The organism is Pacificispira spongiicola (genome assembly GCF_012926505.1).
Classification (GTDB): domain Bacteria; phylum Pseudomonadota; class Alphaproteobacteria; order UBA8366; family Aestuariispiraceae; genus Pacificispira; species Pacificispira spongiicola.
Genome location: NZ_JABBNT010000002.1, coordinates 642199 through 660586, shown reverse-complemented (window position 1 = coordinate 660586; position 18388 = coordinate 642199). Strand labels below are relative to the sequence as shown.

15 protein-coding genes are annotated in these 18388 nt (G+C 59.9%); 7 read left to right on the top strand and 8 right to left on the bottom strand.

Features of this window, described 5'->3' with window-relative positions; all coding sequences use genetic code 11:
* Nucleotides 1-18 precede the first annotated feature (18 nt).
* Nucleotides 19-978 (bottom strand): L-threonylcarbamoyladenylate synthase, encoded by a 960-nt coding sequence (locus HH303_RS08400; protein WP_169624778.1) that lies wholly within the window; start codon nucleotides 976-978, stop codon nucleotides 19-21.
* A gap of 129 nt (nucleotides 979-1107) precedes the next feature.
* On the opposite strand from HH303_RS08400, the gene parA reads away from it, so the two are divergent.
* Both parA and HH303_RS08390 read left to right on the top strand, forming a co-directional pair.
* A complete protein-coding gene (gene parA / locus HH303_RS08395) occupies nucleotides 1108-1740 on the top strand; it encodes a ParA family partition ATPase (RefSeq protein WP_169624777.1) in 633 nt (210 codons plus the stop codon).
* Nucleotides 1741-1974: 234 nt separating this feature from the next.
* Nucleotides 1975-3711: a sensor histidine kinase gene (locus HH303_RS08390; protein WP_169624776.1), complete on the top strand. Its 1737-nt coding sequence runs from the start codon at nucleotides 1975-1977 to the stop codon at nucleotides 3709-3711.
* Here the strand turns inward: HH303_RS08390 and HH303_RS08385 are convergent.
* Nucleotides 3668-4585 carry a DUF1835 domain-containing protein gene (locus tag HH303_RS08385; RefSeq protein WP_169624775.1) on the bottom strand — a complete coding sequence of 306 codons (918 nt, stop codon included), beginning with the start codon at nucleotides 4583-4585 and terminating at the stop codon, nucleotides 3668-3670. The two genes, HH303_RS08390 and HH303_RS08385, sit on opposite strands and share 44 nt — an antisense overlap.
* 93 nt (nucleotides 4586-4678) lie before the next feature.
* Here HH303_RS08385 and HH303_RS08380 point away from each other — a divergent pair, with 93 nt between their 5' ends.
* Entirely contained in the window at nucleotides 4679-5443 is a 765-nt protein-coding gene (locus HH303_RS08380) for an SDR family oxidoreductase (protein WP_169624774.1), read from the top strand.
* Between the two features lie 67 nt (nucleotides 5444-5510).
* On the opposite strand, the gene HH303_RS08375 is transcribed toward HH303_RS08380, so the two are convergent.
* From HH303_RS08375 to HH303_RS08355, 5 genes are all read right to left on the bottom strand, one after another.
* Complete coding sequence (locus HH303_RS08375) at nucleotides 5511-7010, bottom strand: CoA-acylating methylmalonate-semialdehyde dehydrogenase (RefSeq protein WP_169624773.1); 1500 nt, start codon at nucleotides 7008-7010, stop codon at nucleotides 5511-5513.
* A gap of 146 nt (nucleotides 7011-7156) precedes the next feature.
* Nucleotides 7157-8575, bottom strand: coding sequence for a sensor histidine kinase (locus HH303_RS20275; protein WP_169624772.1), 1419 nt, complete (start codon nucleotides 8573-8575; stop codon nucleotides 7157-7159).
* A 55-nt stretch (nucleotides 8576-8630) separates the two neighbouring features.
* Entirely contained in the window at nucleotides 8631-9155 is a 525-nt protein-coding gene (locus tag HH303_RS08365; RefSeq protein WP_169624771.1) for a hypothetical protein, read from the bottom strand.
* A 142-nt stretch (nucleotides 9156-9297) separates the two neighbouring features.
* Nucleotides 9298-10173: an HpcH/HpaI aldolase/citrate lyase family protein gene (locus HH303_RS08360; RefSeq protein ID WP_169624770.1), complete on the bottom strand. Its 876-nt coding sequence runs from the start codon at nucleotides 10171-10173 to the stop codon at nucleotides 9298-9300.
* Between the two features lie 42 nt (nucleotides 10174-10215).
* Complete coding sequence (locus tag HH303_RS08355) at nucleotides 10216-11166, bottom strand: DMT family transporter (RefSeq protein ID WP_227421625.1); 951 nt, start codon at nucleotides 11164-11166, stop codon at nucleotides 10216-10218.
* Nucleotides 11167-11335: 169 nt separating this feature from the next.
* Here HH303_RS08355 and pdxY point away from each other — a divergent pair, with 169 nt between their 5' ends.
* The 4 genes from pdxY (at nucleotide 11336) to HH303_RS08335 (ending at nucleotide 16352) form a co-directional block, all read left to right on the top strand.
* Entirely contained in the window at nucleotides 11336-12193 is an 858-nt protein-coding gene (pdxY, locus tag HH303_RS08350; RefSeq protein WP_169624769.1) for a pyridoxal kinase PdxY, read from the top strand.
* Between the two features lie 102 nt (nucleotides 12194-12295).
* Nucleotides 12296-13039 carry a response regulator transcription factor gene (locus HH303_RS08345; RefSeq protein ID WP_169624768.1) on the top strand — a complete coding sequence of 248 codons (744 nt, stop codon included), beginning with the start codon at nucleotides 12296-12298 and terminating at the stop codon, nucleotides 13037-13039.
* Between the two features lie 75 nt (nucleotides 13040-13114).
* A complete protein-coding gene (locus tag HH303_RS08340; protein ID WP_169624767.1) occupies nucleotides 13115-15079 on the top strand; it encodes a methyl-accepting chemotaxis protein in 1965 nt (654 codons plus the stop codon).
* 187 nt (nucleotides 15080-15266) lie between these two features.
* A complete protein-coding gene (locus tag HH303_RS08335) occupies nucleotides 15267-16352 on the top strand; it encodes a response regulator (protein ID WP_169624766.1) in 1086 nt (361 codons plus the stop codon).
* On the opposite strand, the gene HH303_RS08330 is transcribed toward HH303_RS08335, so the two are convergent.
* Nucleotides 16349-18067, bottom strand: coding sequence for a sensor histidine kinase (locus tag HH303_RS08330; protein ID WP_169624765.1), 1719 nt, complete (start codon nucleotides 18065-18067; stop codon nucleotides 16349-16351). The two genes, HH303_RS08335 and HH303_RS08330, sit on opposite strands and share 4 nt — an antisense overlap.
* Between the last annotated feature and the right edge of the window lie 321 nt (nucleotides 18068-18388).

The window sequence follows — 18388 nt, the reverse complement described above, 5'->3', positions numbered from 1 at the left end:
GAATAAATTCGGGAAAATTTATTGGGCGGCGCGTTTCAGCCTATCGTTGATCGCGAGACCGAGGCCGGATTCAGGGATCGGGGCGACGGCAATCCCGGTAAATCGCGCCGGATCGTCCAACTCGTGGAGCATCCGAAACAGGTTTGCCGCAGCCTCCACAAGATCGCCGCCGGGGCTTAGATTGGCATTGCCTGACCGGTCGCCGAAGGACAGATAGGCTTCCCCACTTGTGGCGGCTTCCGCGTTCAGCCGCACCGGCAGGCCCGGTGCATAGTGGCTGAGCAGCATGCCCGGCGATTTGGGGGCTTTCTCGTCTTCCAGAGAACGGGTCATGCGACCGATCCCCAGCGCCTGTTCCACCACTTCCGCGGCCAGGCCGCCGGGGCGCAGCAGGATGGGGCTATCCCCCGTGGCATCCAGCACGGTGCTTTCCAGGCCGACACCGCAGGCGCCGCCGTCCAGGATCAAATCAACGCGTCCGTCCAATGAGGACAGGACATGGGCGGCCAGGGTCGGGCTGAGACGACCGGACGCATTGGCGCTGGGCGCGGCGATGGGGCGGTCGGTCAAGCGCATCAGGTCGCGCGCGCCGCCTTGCGCGGGCAGCCGCACCGCGACCGTGTCCAGCCCGGCGCTGACCAGCCGCGACAGTTTCGACCGCGGCTTGCGTTTCAGGACCAGGGTCATCGGCCCCGGCCAGAACAGGGAGGCGAGCTTGTGCGCCAGGGGCGTCATCTCGACATGGCGTTCCAGGCTGGCGAGGTCCGGGAAATGAACGATCAGCGGATTGAACTGCGGTCGCCCCTTGGCTTCGAAAATGCCGGCGACCGCCTTGTCGTTGGTGGCATCGGCCCCCAGCCCGTAGACCGTTTCCGTCGGAAAGGCCACAAGCCCGCCAAGCCGCAAGCAGGTGGCCGCGCGGTCCAGACCCTGCGCGTCCAGTGGAACGATTTCTGTTTTCGTGGCCTCAATCGACATGGAAACGGCTTATGCCCCCGGTATTGCGTGCTGGCAAGGCATGGCTTTTTCGCACCTGCGAAATGACATTGCGAAGAGTTCGACACCATGTAACTCTTGATGGCGTTCAAGCATATCGGGAGACCTTCAATGAGTGCCAAGGTTTTTGCCATCGCTCAGCAGAAGGGCGGCGCGGGAAAGTCCACGCTGGCGGCCCATTTGGCATTGGCATGGGCCCTGAAACGGAAGTCGGTTGCGCTGGTCGATATCGACCCGCAACAGAGCCTCGCCGCCTGGTATGCGCAGCGGGAAAAGACGTTGGGCGAGGGTAAGACGGCGATCACTTTTGAGGCCGTGACCGGCTGGCGCGCCGCGCGAACGGTCGAGAAGCTAGCCGAAAGTCATGATTTCGTCCTGATCGATACCCCACCGCACGCGGATACCGATGCGCGCGTTGCCGTGCGGGCGGCGGATTTGGTCGTGATCCCGGTGCAGCCCAGCCCCCTGGATCTGTGGGCGACCTTGCCGACTTTGGAACTGGCGGCGAAGGAAAAGTCCGTTCCGGTGCTGGCCTTGAACCGGGTGCCGCCACGCGCCAACCTGACCGCGCAGATGATCACGAGATTGGGTGACTATAAGGTGCGTGTGGCAAAGAGCCTGATCGGAAATCGTGTCGCCTTCGCGGAAGCCATGGCCAGCGGGCGGACCGCGTTGGAAACCAAGGGGTCTTCCATTGCCGCGAAGGAAATCAGGGCCCTTGCCGCTGAACTGGCAAAGTACTGACAGGCTGGCTCTTCCTGTTCGGCCCTTTCTGTTCGGCCCTTTCTGTTCGGCCCGTGCAAATTCGGCCTTGATGGTTAATATCTATGGTAGTTTTTTGGTTAATTAAAAGCGCTTTGTGCGATCTTCCGATGTTGCATGCGTCGAATGCATGCGCGATATACAAGGACGGTGGGTAGGACGTTTCCTTCGAAATATCTGGGACCGGTCAGCCTTAGCTTCGGGTGAGGGCAATCAATGGACAATCGTGCGCCTATAGCAGATGCCGCACCGGATGACGGGTTGGTTTGTCACTCGGCTTTGCCGGGTGCGGCGCCGTTGTTGAAGCGGCGTCTTATCGGCGGGCTTATCGTATTCGCGGCGGTTCTCGCGGCGGCCTTGTTCGGGATAGAAACCCGACCGGCGGGCTTTTTTGCTTCTTTCTGGCCCGCGAATGCCGTGGCCCTGGGGTTGATGCTGCGATATCGGCGCATTTTAGCCCATTGGGGCGGGTGGGTCGGGATGATCGCCGCCTTCTTTGCCGCCGACCTTCTGACCGGCAGCACGTTGTTCAAGACAGCTTATCTGACGATGGCCAATTTGGCCGGAATTGTCGCTGGGTTCCTGCTGTTTTCCCGATTGGACGCCGCGCGGCTGAATTTCAGACATTCCGCGACGATGATCTGGTTTTCGGTCTATCTGTTCGCTGCCTGCGCCGCGGCGGGCAGCGTCGGCATGTTCGCCGGCCCCCTGTTTTTCGGGAGGGAGGCACTGGACGGCTTCGTCATGTGGTCGGTGTCCGAATTGGTCAACTATGTGGCGATCCTACCGATTCTGTTGACCATGCCCACCTTCAACGTTTCGCGGGACGTATGGCGGCGACGGGCGGCTTTATTGCGCGACCCGGTTCTCTACCTGCCCGTTATACTATTCTCGGCCAGCATTTTGCTGCAGTTCGAACTGGGCGGGCCAATAGCCGCGGCCCTGCCTGTCCCCGCGCTATTGCTGGCGGCGCTGGTCTACGACGTGTTCCTGACGGCGGTGATGGTCCTTGTTTTCACGATGTGGACGATGATCGGTGCGTCCTTCGGGGTCATCTTTCCCGGCATGCCGATCACGAGTTATTCGGATATGGTAGCCTTGCGAATGGGCGTCATGCTGTTGTCTCTGGCGCCGATCACGGTCGCGTCGGTCATGGCGATGCGTACCGACCTGTTACTGGCCAAGACGAAGGCGCAACGCGCCGTCGAGTCGGCGATGGAATCGCGGTCTCTGATGCTGGCCACGATGGCGCATGAGTTAAGAACACCATTGAATTCGATCATAGGCTTTTCAGACCTGATGGTGACGAAAGCCGCGGAAAACCCGGCGGCCAAGACGAATATCGAACATGCCGCGATTATCCGGGATAGCGGGCGCTACCTCCTGGACCTCGTCAACGACCTGCTGGATACGGCGCGTGTGGAGGCCGGGGCGACGACACTGGAACCCACGGTCGTCGCCAGTGAAGACCTTGTCCAACAGTCTATCCGGCTGGTGCGCGGCATGGCCCATGATCGAAATGTCCGTATCGCGGTGGACAAGGGGGATTGGCCGTTCGTTCAGGCCGATCCTCGCGCGATCAAGCAGGTTTTGATCAACCTTCTGTCCAATGCGGTGAAATTCTCACCGCCGGAAAGCACTGTCGGGGTCGGTTTTTCGGTACGGAACGGGCGGCTGTCGGTTTCTGTCCAGGATTATGGCCCTGGGATCGCACCGGAAAACCTGAAATTCCTCGGTCAGCCGTATTTTCAGGCCGGATCGACGGATGACCGTCTTCAAGGCAGTGGCCTGGGATTGGCACTGTCCCGGAAATTGATCGAACTGCATGGCGGCACGTTGCGCGTTGAAAGCACCTTGGGGGAAGGGACGACGGTCTTTTTCGATTTGCCGGTGACGACGATCGGCCGGGCTACAGGTCAGGCCCCAGATAACGTCCGCCCCACCACCGTTTGACGGTGTTTTTATCGGTCCATCGCGCGTGTCCTTTCAGGACCGCCCGTCCGAATTCGGTCAGCGCGATCGCGCTTTTCCAATCTTCGGGGACAGGGGCGATTGCCGGTTCCGCCGCTTCCGTCAGGTGCCGCAGGTCCCCCCAATACATCAAGTCCCCCAAGAAAGGCTGCGGTTCGGTCTTCGTCATTATGTCGCGATAGCATTCGCCGGGCGTTGCCGCGCCGGTTTCCAAGGCTTGAAGCGTCAGCCGTTCCGTCTGTGACAGGCCGTCGTCACCGGGAAGTTCCGCGAGATGGCGCGTCAGGGCGCCGGGCAGGAAGGGCAGGGGACTTTGTTCGGAAACGGTTGCCGCGACCCAGGCGATCGCCGCCTCGTTTCCTTCCCGATAGACCCGATAGGCGTGGCGGGCCTGGGAGACCTGCTCCTGCGTTACAGGGCGTTCGGTGCCATAGAGGCTCGCCAGTGCCGCCGGCGCGAGCTGGCCCAGACCAAAGAAACGGGGCTTTGCACTCGGGTGGTCGTCAATCGTGATCATATAGACATTCGACCGGTATCCGATGCGGTCCAACAGCGCGATCAACGTGGCCTGATCGTAGAGATCGTGTTCGAACCACAAAATGACCCGGTCGTAATCGTCCAACCGGTCGAGCGCAGCGTCCTGTTCGGTCATCCGCGACAGGCAGTCGGCGGCGTCCAGATTCCATTCCGATGCGATCCATTCCGACCGGAGGGAGCGCAGGGAGGGTCTGTCGAACCCTACCGGGACCGGACCACGGCAGATCGGGTCGCTCCATTCCAGGAAATCCCCAGGGACACCGGCTTCCACAAGGCTGTCGCGGATATCCTCACCGCATCGAATATGTAACAGACGCACGTAAAACCCCCTTAAACCGCCGCAAGAAGCGGGTGTCGAACCATAGCAGCGGGCCTTATGGGTGTGCGACCTAAAATCTGAAAGGAAACCATTATGAAGATGTTGGATGGGAAGGTCGCAATCATCACCGGGGCAAGCAGCGGCATCGGCCGCGCCGCCGCGCTTCTGTTCGCGCAGCATGGGGCGGCGGTTGTTGTCGGCGCACGGCGACGCACCGAACTGGATGGGCTGGTCACGGAAATCGAAGCCGGGGGTGGACAGGCGGCGGCTGTCGACGGCGATGTCACGGATGAAGGCTTCGCAATGCGTTTGACCGAAACGGCGGTGTCGAAGTTCGGCGGGTTGGACATTGCCCTGAACAATGCCGGGACGCTGGGGAAGACCGCACCGTTCCGCGAAATCGACCGGGCGTCCTGGGAAGAAACCCTGACCGTGAACCTTACCGGCGCCTTCCTGTGTGCCCGTAAGCAACTGAGCGCAATGGAAGAACGGGGCGGCGGCAGCCTTGTCTTCACATCGTCCATTGTCGGGCACACGGTCGGCTTTCCCGGCATGGCGGCTTATGCGGCCAGCAAGGCGGGACTGGTCGGCCTGACCCAGGCATTGGCGGCCGAATACGGTCCCAAGGGTATTCGCGTGAACGCCTTGCTGCCGGGCGGGACGGATACGGACATGGGGCGGGAAAGTGCCAATACGCCGGAAGCGATGGACTTCGTGAAGGGCATCCACGCGCTGAAACGGATCGCGGAACCGCAGGAAATTGCCGCCGCCGCATTGTTCCTTGCCTCCGGTATGGGGAGTTTCGTGACCGGAACGGCGATGCTGGTCGATGGCGGCGTGTCGATCAATCGAACCTAACGCCAAAGAAAAGGGGCCCCCGACATGTGTCGGGGAGCCCCGTTTTCTCGTGTGGGTCTGAGCGGTCTTAGTTGTTCGTCGGGAAGGCCAGTTGCGCGCCTTCTTTGATGCCCGACGGCCAACGGCTGGAAATCGTCTTCATTTTGGTGAAGAAGCGGATCGATTCCGGTCCGTGCATTTGCGTGTCGCCGAATTTCGATCGCTTCGCGCCGCCGAAATTGTGGAAGGCCATCGGAACCGGGATCGGCACATTGACGCCGATCATGCCGACATCGACCTTCTTGGAGAAATCGCGGGCCGTATCGCCGTCGCGGGTGAAGATGGCGACACCATTGCCGTATTCGTGATCGTTGATCATCTGAACGGCGTCCTCATACCCGGACGGGGCCATGACGGACAGGACCGGACCGAAAATTTCGGTCTTGTAGATTTCCATATCGGTCGTGACCTGATCGAACAGGGTGCCGCCGACAAAGAAGCCGTTTTCATAGCCTTGCATCGTCGCGCCGCGACCGTCTACCAGCAGTTTCGCGCCTTCATCGACGCCGCGCTGGATCAGGCCTTCGACGCGCTCCTTCGCCTGGCGGGTGATCAGCGGGTTGATTTCGGCGTCCGCGTCGTTGTACGGGCCGATTTTCAGCGCCTGAACGCGCGGGACCAACTTATCGATCAGCTTCTTGCTGGTTTCCTCGCCCACCGGGACGGCGACCGAAATCGCCATGCAGCGTTCGCCGGCCGATCCGTAACCGGCACCGACCAGGGCGTCGACCGCCTGATCGATATCGGCGTCGGGCATGACGACCATGTGGTTCTTCGCGCCGCAGAACGCCTGGACCCGTTTGTTATGGGCGCAGCCGTGCTGATAGATATATTCGCCGACCGGGGTGGAGCCGACGAAGCTGATCGCCGGGACATCCGGATGTTCCAGCAGGGCGTCGACCGCTTCCTTATCGCCGTGAACGACGCTCCACACACCGTCGGGGAGGCCCGCTTCCTTCCACAACTCCGCCAGCATCATCGGCGCCGACGGGTCGCGTTCGGACGGCTTGTTGATATAGGCATTACCGCAGGCGATCGCCATCGCGCCCATCCACAGCGGGATCATCACCGGGAAGTTGAACGGCGTGATGCCGCCGACGACGCCCACCGGCTCGCGAACCGAGAAAAGGTCGATGCCGCCGCCGATATTTTCGTTGAATTCGCCCTTCATCAGATGCGGCGCACCCGCGGCGAATTCGATCACGTCGATGCCGCGCTGAATTTCGCCCTGTGCGTCCGGCAGGGTCTTGCCGTGTTCCTTGCACAGGACTTCCGCCAGTTTGTCACGGTTCGCGACCACCAGTTCGCGCATCCGGAAAATAACAGATGCCCGTTTCGGCGACGGGGTGTTGCTCCAGATTTCATGCGCGGCGACGGCCTTTTTGACAAAGGCGTCGACTTCCGCGCGCGAGGCGTAGGCGACTTTGGCAACCACCTCACCCGTCGCCGGGTTGAAAACGTCGCCGGTACGACCGCTGGTGCCGGAAACCGGCGTGCCGCCGATAAAATGCGGTATAGTGTCTACCATGGTGTTTCTCCCTTATCCGGTTCATTCGAACGCACCTGTCTTGGCCAGGCGCGGGGAACGGACCCTGTCTTGATTGTCGAACCGGCAATGGTTGTAAGCCGTTGCCTTGCGACGCTCAAGCCCCGGATGTCGGTCGCGATCGAGGGTCATATACTCGTAGTCGAGACGACCTCGCGCGGTAGGGACAGGGTGACACGCGTTCCCTTCCCGATCTCGCTTCGGATGACCATATGTCCGCCGTGGCGTTCGATCAGCGCGCGTGTGATGGACAGCCCCAGACCGACGCCGTCGACGGGGCCGGCCGCCATGCTGTTCGCCGTCTGAATATTGCTGCCGCGTTCGAAGGCGCTTTGAATCCGATCCATATCCTGTTCGGGAATGCCGATGCCGGTGTCCCAGACGGTGAATTTTACGCCGCCATCCGGGTGCCATTCCGCGTCGATCCCGGCATCGCCACCGCGATCGGTGAATTTGACGGAATTGCTGATCAGATTGATCAGCATCTGTTTAACCGCCTTTCGATCGGCCAGCAGGTCCGCATCGTACAAGGCCGGATCCGCCAAAGACCGGTGGAAATGAATGTCCTTCTTCGCCATCGCCACGGACATCATGTCCAGAACCTCGTCCAGCATCGGCCCCATCGGGAAGCGGGAGATGTCGAGGTCCACGACACCGTGTTCGATGCGCGAGGTGTCGAGAACGGAGTCCACGAGCGACAGCAGATGGGTCCCGCTCATATGGATATCCTCGACGTAATCCTTGGCCTTCGGCGGCAGGTCGCCCGCCAGCGCATGGCGCAGCATGTCCGAAAAACCGATGATGGCATTCAAGGGCGTCCGCAATTCGTGGCTCATATTGGCCAGGAAGTGCGATTTCGCCCTATTCGCTCGTTCCGCGGCTTCGCGTGCGGTGATCAACGCTTCCGACATGCTGGTTAGGCTTGCATTCGCGCTGGCGATGCGGCGCAGATGTTGAAGGTGAATGAAGGCCACGGCACAGGAAGATACCAAAAGCCCGACGACAAGGGCGGCCAGGATATTCACCGTCAGTTGTAGGTTCTTTTGCCGGACCTCCCATTTCAGCACGACCTCCTGATTAAGGTGCGAGGCGAAGGACGCGAGCCTGAGGTCGTATCCGACAAGCTGTTCGTAGGCCGATCTTGCCAGCGCGGCGATCTGGTCGTCGGGTGCGGCGCGCAATTTCTGTATTGTCGGATCGGCCCCCGTCAGGGCGTTCCGCAAGGCATTGTATTCGTCGAGATAGGCCCCGACGATGACCTCGTTATACGGTGGTCGTTCGATCAAGGTAACGGCACGTTGATACAGGATGTCATAGATCAGAACGGCGTGATCGCGCAGGTTCGGCGTCGGCTTTTGCGTCAACCGCAGCAGTTCCAGTTCTGCCCGGCTGTAATGGGTTCTAAGTTGATAGGCCGCGACGGCGGCCCGCTCGTAGTTCCGTTCGCTCAATGCGACGCTTTGGTTGAACAGAAGGTACAGAACACCGGCCATGAACAGGAAAAACGCGAAGACGGCAGTGACGAAGATATGTTTCGACGCGATCACCGCGAGGGACTCCGCTTCGGCAGGATATCGGCCGGACTTGTTTGCGCGTGTATCGTCATTCCTGGACCGAAATCCGGGCTACCTGCCAAATCCAACGGGCGGAATATTTAGCTGCTTCGTCTGCTGGAATTTTGTCGATTGGGTAGGTGACCCACAGTGGCCCACGATCACGGACGGTGAGGGGGGTGCCGTTCCTTTCCCAGGATAGGATCGGATCCATATCTTCAATGTCGGAATAGGGGATGTCGACCGCGTATCCGTCCAACGCGGTCAGGGAGAGCGTGGCTTTCCGGGCCCCGACCGCTGTCAGGATCGCCGAAATCTTCGTGCCGATAAAGGTCGATGCCTCGCCATCTATCCAGGGCGACTTTGTCTTGAGCACCGTTTCGTCCAGCGCTTGCAGCATGGCCTTGTCAAAACGCGCTTCGTCGTCGGCATTCGTTACCGCGATGGCGCCGTCGACCGTCAGAATGACCGGTCCCACCGGGTCCGGTAGGCCTTGCGCCATGCTCGGCGCGGATACCATTAGGGAGACTGCGAACAAGGTGCAGGCGGAAAGTCCGGCTAACATCGATTTCACGACGGGATCCCCACCCTTTACCTTCCCGAACTTCAGGCTATTGCTGCAGCGCAAGATAGAGCTTACGGAAAGGAAATGCTAGAAATCCTTGATTGGAACAAGAGCATTTAACGGATTTTTTAAAACGTCGTTGGGGCGTGTGTCAGGCGGATAGGGCGTCGATCTTTTCGGCCAGCGCCAGGATCCGGCGCGCGTCTTCGACATGTAGGTTTTCCACCAGTTTGCCGTTTAGCACCACCACGCCCTTACCCGCCGCGCGCGCCTGTTCATAGGCGGCGATGATCGCATGGCTGCGTTCCACCTCCTGGGCGCTGGGGCCGAAGGTGTCGTTGGCCTGGTCGATGGTTTTGGGATGGATCAGCGTCTTGCCGTCGAAGCCCAGCGCCAGTCCCTGTGCGCAGCTATCGGCAAAGCCCTGATCGTCGTCCAGGTCCAGATGGACACCGTCCAGAACCGCGAGACCGTAAGCGCGTGCGACCAACACCGCCATGTTCAGGCTGGTCATGAAGGGCAAGCGTTCCGGTGTATGCAGGCAGTGCAGATCCTTCGCCAAGTCCGACGTGCCCATGACGAAACCGCCCATGCGAGGGGATGCCGCGCCGATTTCTTCGACCCGCAACACGCCCATCGGCGTTTCGATCATGCACCAGATCGCCAGATCCGATGGGCCGCCCGCGCCGTCGAGGATCGCGATGGCCTCGCGGACCGTATCCGCGCTTTCGACCTTGGGCAGCACGATGCCGTGGGCGCCCGCCTTTGCCATCGCGACCAGATCGTCGCGGCCCCATTCGGTTTCCAGCCCGTTGACGCGGATCAGAATTTCGCGCGCGCCATAGCCGCCTTCCGACAGCGCGGCGATGATATTGGCACGGGCTTCCTGTTTCGCTTCGGGGGAAACCGCGTCTTCCAGGTCCAGGATCAGCCCATCCGCAGGCAGACTGCGCCCTTTTTCCAGCGCGCGGGGATTCGACCCCGGCATGTAGAGGACGGATCGGCGGGGACGGGTTTCGGCGGTCATCGGACGGTCCTTTTAGATTTCCATTATGCGGAATATATTCCGCTAGCCGGTCTTCGCAAGCGCCTTCCGGGCGGCCTGGCGGGCCAGATTCTCCCGCCATGTCAGCAGCAATGCGCCGGATACGATCAGCGCCGCTCCCGCGATGGTAAAGACACCGGGTACTTCCCCGAACAGCAGCCATCCATACAGCGCGGCGAAGATCAGCGTCGTATAAAAGAATGGGGCGGCCAAGTTCGCCTCCGCGATCGCGATCCCGCGCAGAAACAGCGATTGCGCGGTGATCATCGTGGCGCCCAGCACGACCATCAACACCCATTGCTGACCCGTCGGCATCTTCCAGAACGGGATTACCAGAAGCGTGATGATCGTGGCGGCCATGCCGTTGTTGATCGCCAGGATCTTCATGGGCCGTTCCCGGCCGCTTAGCGCCTTGATGAAAATCATCTCCGACCCCAGAAACGCGGCGGCGGTGAAGGCGATCAGGGCCGCCGGTTGGAAGGCGTCCGATCCGGGGCGCGTCAGAACCATCGCCCCGGTAAAGGCGATCGCCGCCGCCAGCCAGCGCCACGGGCCGACGGTTTCCTTCAGGAAGATGACCGCCAGGACCATGGCGAAAAGCGGGCTTAGGAAGCTGATGGCCGTCGAATCCGCCAAGGGCATCAGACCGGCCGCGGCGAACATGCCGATGACGCCGCACATACCCGACAGATTGCGCCCGATATGCAGCCGCCAATGCGTGTCCCTGAACAGATCGACCCGTCGTATGGCCGCGAGCGGTAGCAGGATCGACGCGCCGAAGAAGAAGCGGGCCCAACTGACCTGTACCGGATGCAGGGCGTCCGGTCCGGCGATCTGGGGACCCATGGATCGGGCGATCAGTGTCGTGACGGCGACCAGCATGCAGCACAGGATGACGTAGACCGCCCCCAAAATATTGTTCTGTGCCGGTGGCCGGAATGTCGGCGCGTCTTGCTGCACTTCGAAGCCCCCCAAAAATCCACATCCTGCCCTGACGGCGGGTACTTGGCGCGGCAGGCCGGATTGATCTAAGGTTCAGCCGCCGCCGTCCTTTCACCCGCTGGGGATGTCCAATTATCTGTATGCGGCGGATCAGTTCTGGGCAACCTCTTCAGGGCCACACTATCGGATAGACCCGTCTTTCATGGCCATCTTATCGATTCAGTCCCATGTCGCGTTCGGCCATGTCGGAAACGATGCGATCACGCTGCCGCTGCAACGTCTACGCCGGGAGGTCTGGGCGGTTCACACCGTCATGTTCGCGGCCCATGCCGGATATGGCGCGCCGCGCGGCCCGGTCTTCCCGCCGGAAACCGTCACTGCCGTCGTCGGCGGTCTGGAGGAACGCGGTCTGCTGCCGCGGTGCAGCGCGGTGTTGAGCGGATATCTGGGCAGCGCCGCGATGGGAGAGGCCGTTCTCGACGCCTTGGACCGCGTGCGCCGTGCCAACCCCTCGGCCCTTTTCTGCTGCGATCCGGTGATGGGGGATGCGTCGCCGGGCTTGTATGTGCGCGAGGGCATTCCGGAATTCATGAAGGCGCGGGCCATTCCCGCCGCCGATATCGCGACGCCTAATGCCTTCGAATTGGCGCTTCTGACCGGCATGCGCCCGGATACGCTGTCCACGGCCTTGGACGGATGTCGTGCCTTGGCCGCATTGGGGCCAGAAATCGTTCTGCTGACCAGTCTGGAACGGGACGGAACGCCTGACCATTGTATTGAAATGATGGTCTACCGCGGTGGGGAAGCCTGGGTGGTCGCGACACCGAAATTCGACCTGACACCCGCGCCGAACGGGGCGGGGGACCTGACGGCGGCATTGTTTCTGGCCCATTACATCGAAACGCGGCGCCCGGAGGAGGCATTGGCCCGGACTGCATCATCCATCCATGCGGTGTTTTCGGAAACCCGAAAGGCGGGAACGCGGGAACTCGCTTTGTTGGCCGCGCAGGACAGTCTCGTCGATCCGGAAACACGGTTTGCCGTGACCAAGGTGGCGTGATCCTTTCCTGGACAATAGCTCGATTGTTAACGATTTAGATCAATCTGACGTATAGTGTCCCAGTATTGCGCTGGTTATTGTTGGTCTGGGATAGAAAAAGATATGACGAAAGTGCTGATCGTCGATGACGAGCCCGAGATTCGTGCGCTGGTTAAACGTATCATCACGCGCGAGGGATTTGAATGCGAGGAAGCCGGAGATACGGCGTCCGCGCAGGCATTGATCCAGTCGACGCGTTTTGACGTGATCCTGTTGGACGTCAATCTTCCCGACGGGAATGGGATGGAAATCGCCAAACTTCCGGAACTGCAATCCGATACTTGCGGCGTTATTTTCGTTACCGGTCAGGCGGACCCGATCGACCGCGTCATCGGGTTGGAACTTGGTGCCGACGACTATGTCACCAAACCCTTCGAATCCCGTGAACTGGCGGCCAGGATTAAGATTGTCGCGCGTCGTGTTGCGTCCTTGAAGGATGCGTTGGGCGCGGCGACACGGCGTGGTTCACCCGGGACCGACGGGGCGCCGACAGTGCGTCTTGGCGATATGGTCCTGGACACGAAACACCGCCAAATCCGTTTCGCGGATGGCGGTTTGGAAACCTTGAATCACTCGGAAATGGAATTGTTGGGGATTTTCCTGGAATCGCCAGATTTGCCGGTAGATCGGCAGGCGATCATGGAACGCCTTTATGGCGATAATCCCCCGGCCTTCGACCGTTCGGTGGACATCCGCATCAGTCGGCTGCGTAAAAAGCTGCGCGACGATCCGGCGTCCCCCAGCCTTCTGCTCACGGTACGGAATAAGGGCTATCGCCTGGCCGTACAGCCGGAGGCCGTTGTGTAAGAGTAGAGATGGGTGGCGGGCTTGTGGTGGGGATCCGTCGCCGTTGTTGCAGAACCGTGGAAAGAGGCGGATATCATGCAAACCCCCACCGTTGGATTCTTTAAATCAGCCAGTATTCGAACGCAGATTACTGTCCTGTCGGGAATGGCCCTTGCCGGGTTGTTGATCGTCGCCGGGGCTTTTGTCGTCGGTGATTCATTACGTAAGGCGGAAGGTGAACGTGCCTTTGCCGCCGCGTCCGACAAGGAACTGACGAATGCGATCGCCTATGGCTTTCTGAACGCGAGACGGCGCGAGAAGGATTTCCTTATCCGCAAGGAGGATTCCTATGTCGCCAAGCATCGGGAGGTGATGGGGAAGATTTTCGCCGACCTAGCGCGCCTTCATGCCCTGCCAATCGATGACGATATTCAGCATCTGGTCGAGGGGCTGAACGCCTATGACGCGCAGTTCGATAAGGTTGCGGAATCCTGGAGGACCATCGGTCTGGACGAAACACAGGGGCTGATGGGCGCGCTGCGCACCTCCGTTCATGATGTTGAGGAGCGCCTCGCCGGATATAACGAAGACCGCCTGACCGTGATTATGCTTATGATGCGGCGGCATGAAAAAGACTTCCTGATGCGGCTTGATGAGAAATATGTCGACCGCATGGACAAACGGTATGCCGAATTTCAGGAAGCACTGCCGACATCGTCCGTTCCTGCCGGGGAGCGGGCGGAGGTCGATGCTCTGATGCAGAAATACTTGTCGGACTTCCGCCAGGCGGCGGCGCTCCGGCTCGACCTCGTCGCGCAGGAATCCCAGCTATCGGACCTGTTCTCGGCGACGGAACCCGCCTTTGACAGGATCGCCGCATATTTCAATGCGCAAGCCGCGGATGCTTTGGCGGAATCGGATGCGACCGCTGCACGGGTCTTTGCCAGCATCGTCGCGGTCGTCGTCGTGGCCGTCTTGGCGATGGCGATTATAGCGACATTGATCGTGCGCGCGGTGTCGCGACCTATTGCGGCGATGACGGATGCCATGACCTGCCTGTCCCAGGGAAAAAAGGATATCGCCATCCCCGCCACGGAATATGCCAATGAACTGGGCCGCATGGCGACGTCGGTGGAGGTGTTCAAGGATGCGATGCTGGCTGCCGACGAGGCTGCGAGGCAACGGACCCTGGATGCGGAAGCGAAGGAGAAAAGGGCGGAACTACTGCGTCAGATAACGCGTGAATTCGAGGAAGGGTCGAAAGAGTCCCTGGACAAGGTCGATTTGGCCGTCCGCTCCATGGAAGAGAATTCGGAGAATATGGCGAACGCGGCGGGCACGGCCGCCGAACAGTCGACGGCAGTGTCCGCCGCCGCGATACAGGCTTCCGCCAATGTCCAGACGGTTGCGTCGGCAACGGAAGAGTTGTCCGCGTCTATCAGTGAAATCGGGACGCAGATACAGCTATCCTCACAAATCGCGGGCAATGCCGTAAGACAGGCCCGTGATACGGACGGGATGGTCAAGGAACTTGCGGTTTCGGCGGAGCAGATCGAAGCGGCGATCGGCCTGATCAATGAAATCGCCGACCAAACCAACCTGTTGGCCTTGAATGCGACAATCGAGGCTGCCCGCGCGGGCGAGGCCGGCAAGGGGTTCGCCGTCGTTGCCAGCGAGGTAAAATCCCTTGCGACGCAAACGGGACGGGTGACGGAGGAAATCTCCGCCCAGATCAGTGCGGTACAACGCAATACCAGGGAAGTCGTCGTCGCCATCGGCGGCATTACCGGGACGATAAACCAGGTAAACGACGCGGCGTCCGCCATTGCCGCCGCGGTCGAAGAGCAAACGACGGCGACACGCGAGATCGCCCGCAACGTCGAAGAAGCGGCACATGGAACGGAAGAGGTGACCCGCAATATCGAAGGTGTTTCGGAGTCCGTGAATGTGACCGATCGATCTGCGGCCGATGTTCGCAAAAGTGCCGGCGACGTCGGTAAGCAATCTCGTATTCTCAAGGACTTGGTGCAGAGCTTCCTGAGCCGGGTGCGGGAGACTTGAGGGGTGTTTTAGAGCCCGTCGGATTCTCTCTATCGGTGTTTTCGATAACACTTTAACGAGTGTTTCAAAGATGAAACATTTGGACAATTTGCGAAACGTGTAGTTACTATCAAATTAGCGTAAGTAAAACGGTAGTCTCCTGCTTTTGTGTAGGGTGACTTTGTGCCGAATGTTTGAGGTTTCGTAAATGGTCGCAAACCCGTCCGTCGTGCGGAAGGTTCTCGTTGTAGACGATGAAGAACATATCCGCAGCATGCTGACGCGCTATCTTGGGCGCCAGGGGTTTGAGGCCGTGTCGGCATCGGATGGTATCGCCGCCCTCGATGCGCTGCAATGCAACGAAGACTGCTCTTTGGTCGTCACCGATATCGATATGCCGCGCATGGACGGTTTCGCGATGATCGAAACCGCGAAATCACAGATTGCGCGGCCGATCAGGTATGTCGTTGTCAGCGGCGGCGGTGACGGTGCGCGCGAAAGCAAGGCCCGCGCTCTCGGCGCTGTCGCCTATCTGGGGAAGCCCCTGGATCTGCCCGACCTTCGGGCGGCGGTGGAGGCGGCCAGCCAATCGCTTGACGCAATCATTGCCGGCATCGAAACGGCAGATGATGGGCCGCAGCAGGATTTGGCCGCTCCCGGGGCCGGCTTCACCGATCGTTTCCCGCTGTTTGCGGAAGCGCTGTCGACGGCGATCCCGGCCGTGTCGCAGGATGCGGCGGACCGGTTGCACGCCATCCTTGCCAATCCTTCCGTTCGAAACGGGGCGCATTGCGAACGGGTCGGTGTTCTGTGCGGGTTGCTTGCCGAAAGGGCGGGGTATCCGGCAGACTTCTGTCGAAACATCGCCTTGGCTGCCTGCTTGCACGATATCGGCAAATCCGTCGGCCTGATCGATGACGAGGACGAAACCTCGGTCGCGAAGCACACGCTGCTGGGGGCTTCCGTCCTGCAGGGCGGGGCCATGGCACCGGCACATATTCTGGCAGTGGATATCGCCTTGAGCCATCATGAACGTTTCGACGGTTCGGGGCGTCCGATGCATTTGACCGGCTTGGAAATTCCGCTCGGCGCGCGTATTTGCGCGATCTGCGATGTCTATGCGGCGCTGCGGGCCCCGGCGTCACACCGGTCGGCCTTTACCCATGAAGAAGCCATCGACATTCTGGTCCATGGTGACAGCCGGTCCAGTCCGTCCCAATTCGACCCGGTGCTGCTGGAAATCTTTTCTACTCATGCCGCGGAATTTGAGGCCGCGTACAACGCGGTCGATTAGCCGGCGTCGCTTCCCGGAGTCGCCTGATTCACGGACGCGTCCGGTGGCAGGGTCAGGATGACCTTGGCGCCGACGGGCGCATTGTTCGTGATCGTCAATTCTCCCCCGTGAACCAGCATCAGTTTACGCGCAATGGGCAGTCCCAGCCCGGCACCGTCGAATGCGATATCCGGCGATGACTGCAGTTGAACGAACGGTTCCAGGACACGGATCCGATCCGCCTCCGGAATGCCGGGACCTTCGTCGCTGACGCTCAGGTCGATGCCGCCATCCTCGCGGCGATAGGCACGGATGGTGATTGATGTATTGGTCGGGCTGTATTTGATGGCGTTCGATACGATGTTGATCAGGCATTGCCGGATCAATCGGGGATCGACATGCAGGCGCGGCAGGTCCGGCTCTATTGACTGTATCAGCTTTTGTTTTCGTCGGTCCGATCTGGCCTTGATCAGGCGCAGCGATGATTGGACGATTTCGTCGACGGATGTCTCGGTCAGATGCAGTTCCATTTCCCCGGATTCGATCCGGGAGATGTCCAGGATGTCACTCAACAATTCCAACAGATGTTGCGATGACGATAAGATGTCCGAGATGTAGGATTCATACTTCGGGTTGTCGATCTTACCGAGAAGCCCCTGTGACATGATCTGCGAAAACCCGATGATCGCATTCAACGGCGTTCTCAGTTCGTGGCTCATGCTCGCCAGGAACAGGGTTTTTGCGCGATTTGCCTGTTCGGCAAGGGTTAGGGCGACGACGGCATCGTGACGTGCCTTTTCGATCGCGTCGGCGGATTCGATCAAGCGCAGGTCGAACCGCAAGGATGTGATGATCAGGGCGCCGCCGATGGCAAAGCCCGTGGCGGCGATTGCAATGATAAGGGCAATATAGTTGGAGACGATGGGCCAGCCGTCCTTGGGCACGCCCAGAATGGTCCAGGATCCGCTGATCAGGTATACGTCCAGTGATACCGGGTCCTGCTTGGCAATGTCCGACAGGCTGGTGTCGGGGGTGCTCCAAAACGTATCGCCTTGCGCTCCCGTGCCGTCGACTCCTTGGAAGACGATGTCGTAATCTTTGGTGAAATTATCGATGTCGACGGTTCTCAACATTTCGTCGAAGTCGATGACCAGCGACGCGATACCCCAAAGCGCTTCTTTCGCACCGTCTTCATCTGGCAAAAACACGGGAAAGCGCGAGATCACGCCGGTACCGCCCTGAACCAGTGGAACCGGGCCTGCAACGACAATCCGGTTTTCCGAAATCGTCCGTTCGACGGATGGCCATTGTGTGGCACTGGTTCGATAGTCGAACCCCAGCGCGGCTTCGTTCCCTTCGGTCGGATAGATATGGCTGATCGACAAGTCCTTTGCGATTGCGATATTGCGGATCAGTGCCGGATTGTCGGAAATCAAATATTTCGCGACCCGTTCAAATTCTTCCTGGTCGATATCGGGATTTCCCCGGATGTAGGCCACCAATCCACGTACGCGCTGGACGTCAGCGTTGGTTGCGCGTTCCAAGTCGACGCGCAGAACGCTGAGTTGTTCCGTGGCGACGGTACGGGCCTCGCTATAGGCCTCGCTATGGGAAACGCGTTCGACGATGACGGCGAAGGCGAGACAGAAAATAAACAGGATAAAGAGTCTTAATCGAGCCTTGCGCCAAGCCGTTTTTTGGTCGCCCGTGCGATCTTTAAGCGATGGCGTGCTCAATCCGGGATTTCCTGCTCAACAACAATAATCCAACCCTGTTGGTGGCAGAGTTACACCTCGCCGTCATTTTCGCAACTGGCGGAAATCGGAATGTCCTAGAGGATAGAGACCTGTTCATCCCGCCGTGGATTGTTTCAGTGATGACACGTTCGGAAATGTTCGGAAAAACACAAGGGCGAAGAAAGGTGATTATATACTCGGGCATTCGGGGTTGACCTCCCCCTCCCCCAACGCCCCGGATGCACCCTCCCTGTTCCCTGTTCCTTGCCCATCTCGAGAAATCGAGGTGGGCAAGTTATTTTTACTTGGAATTATTATATT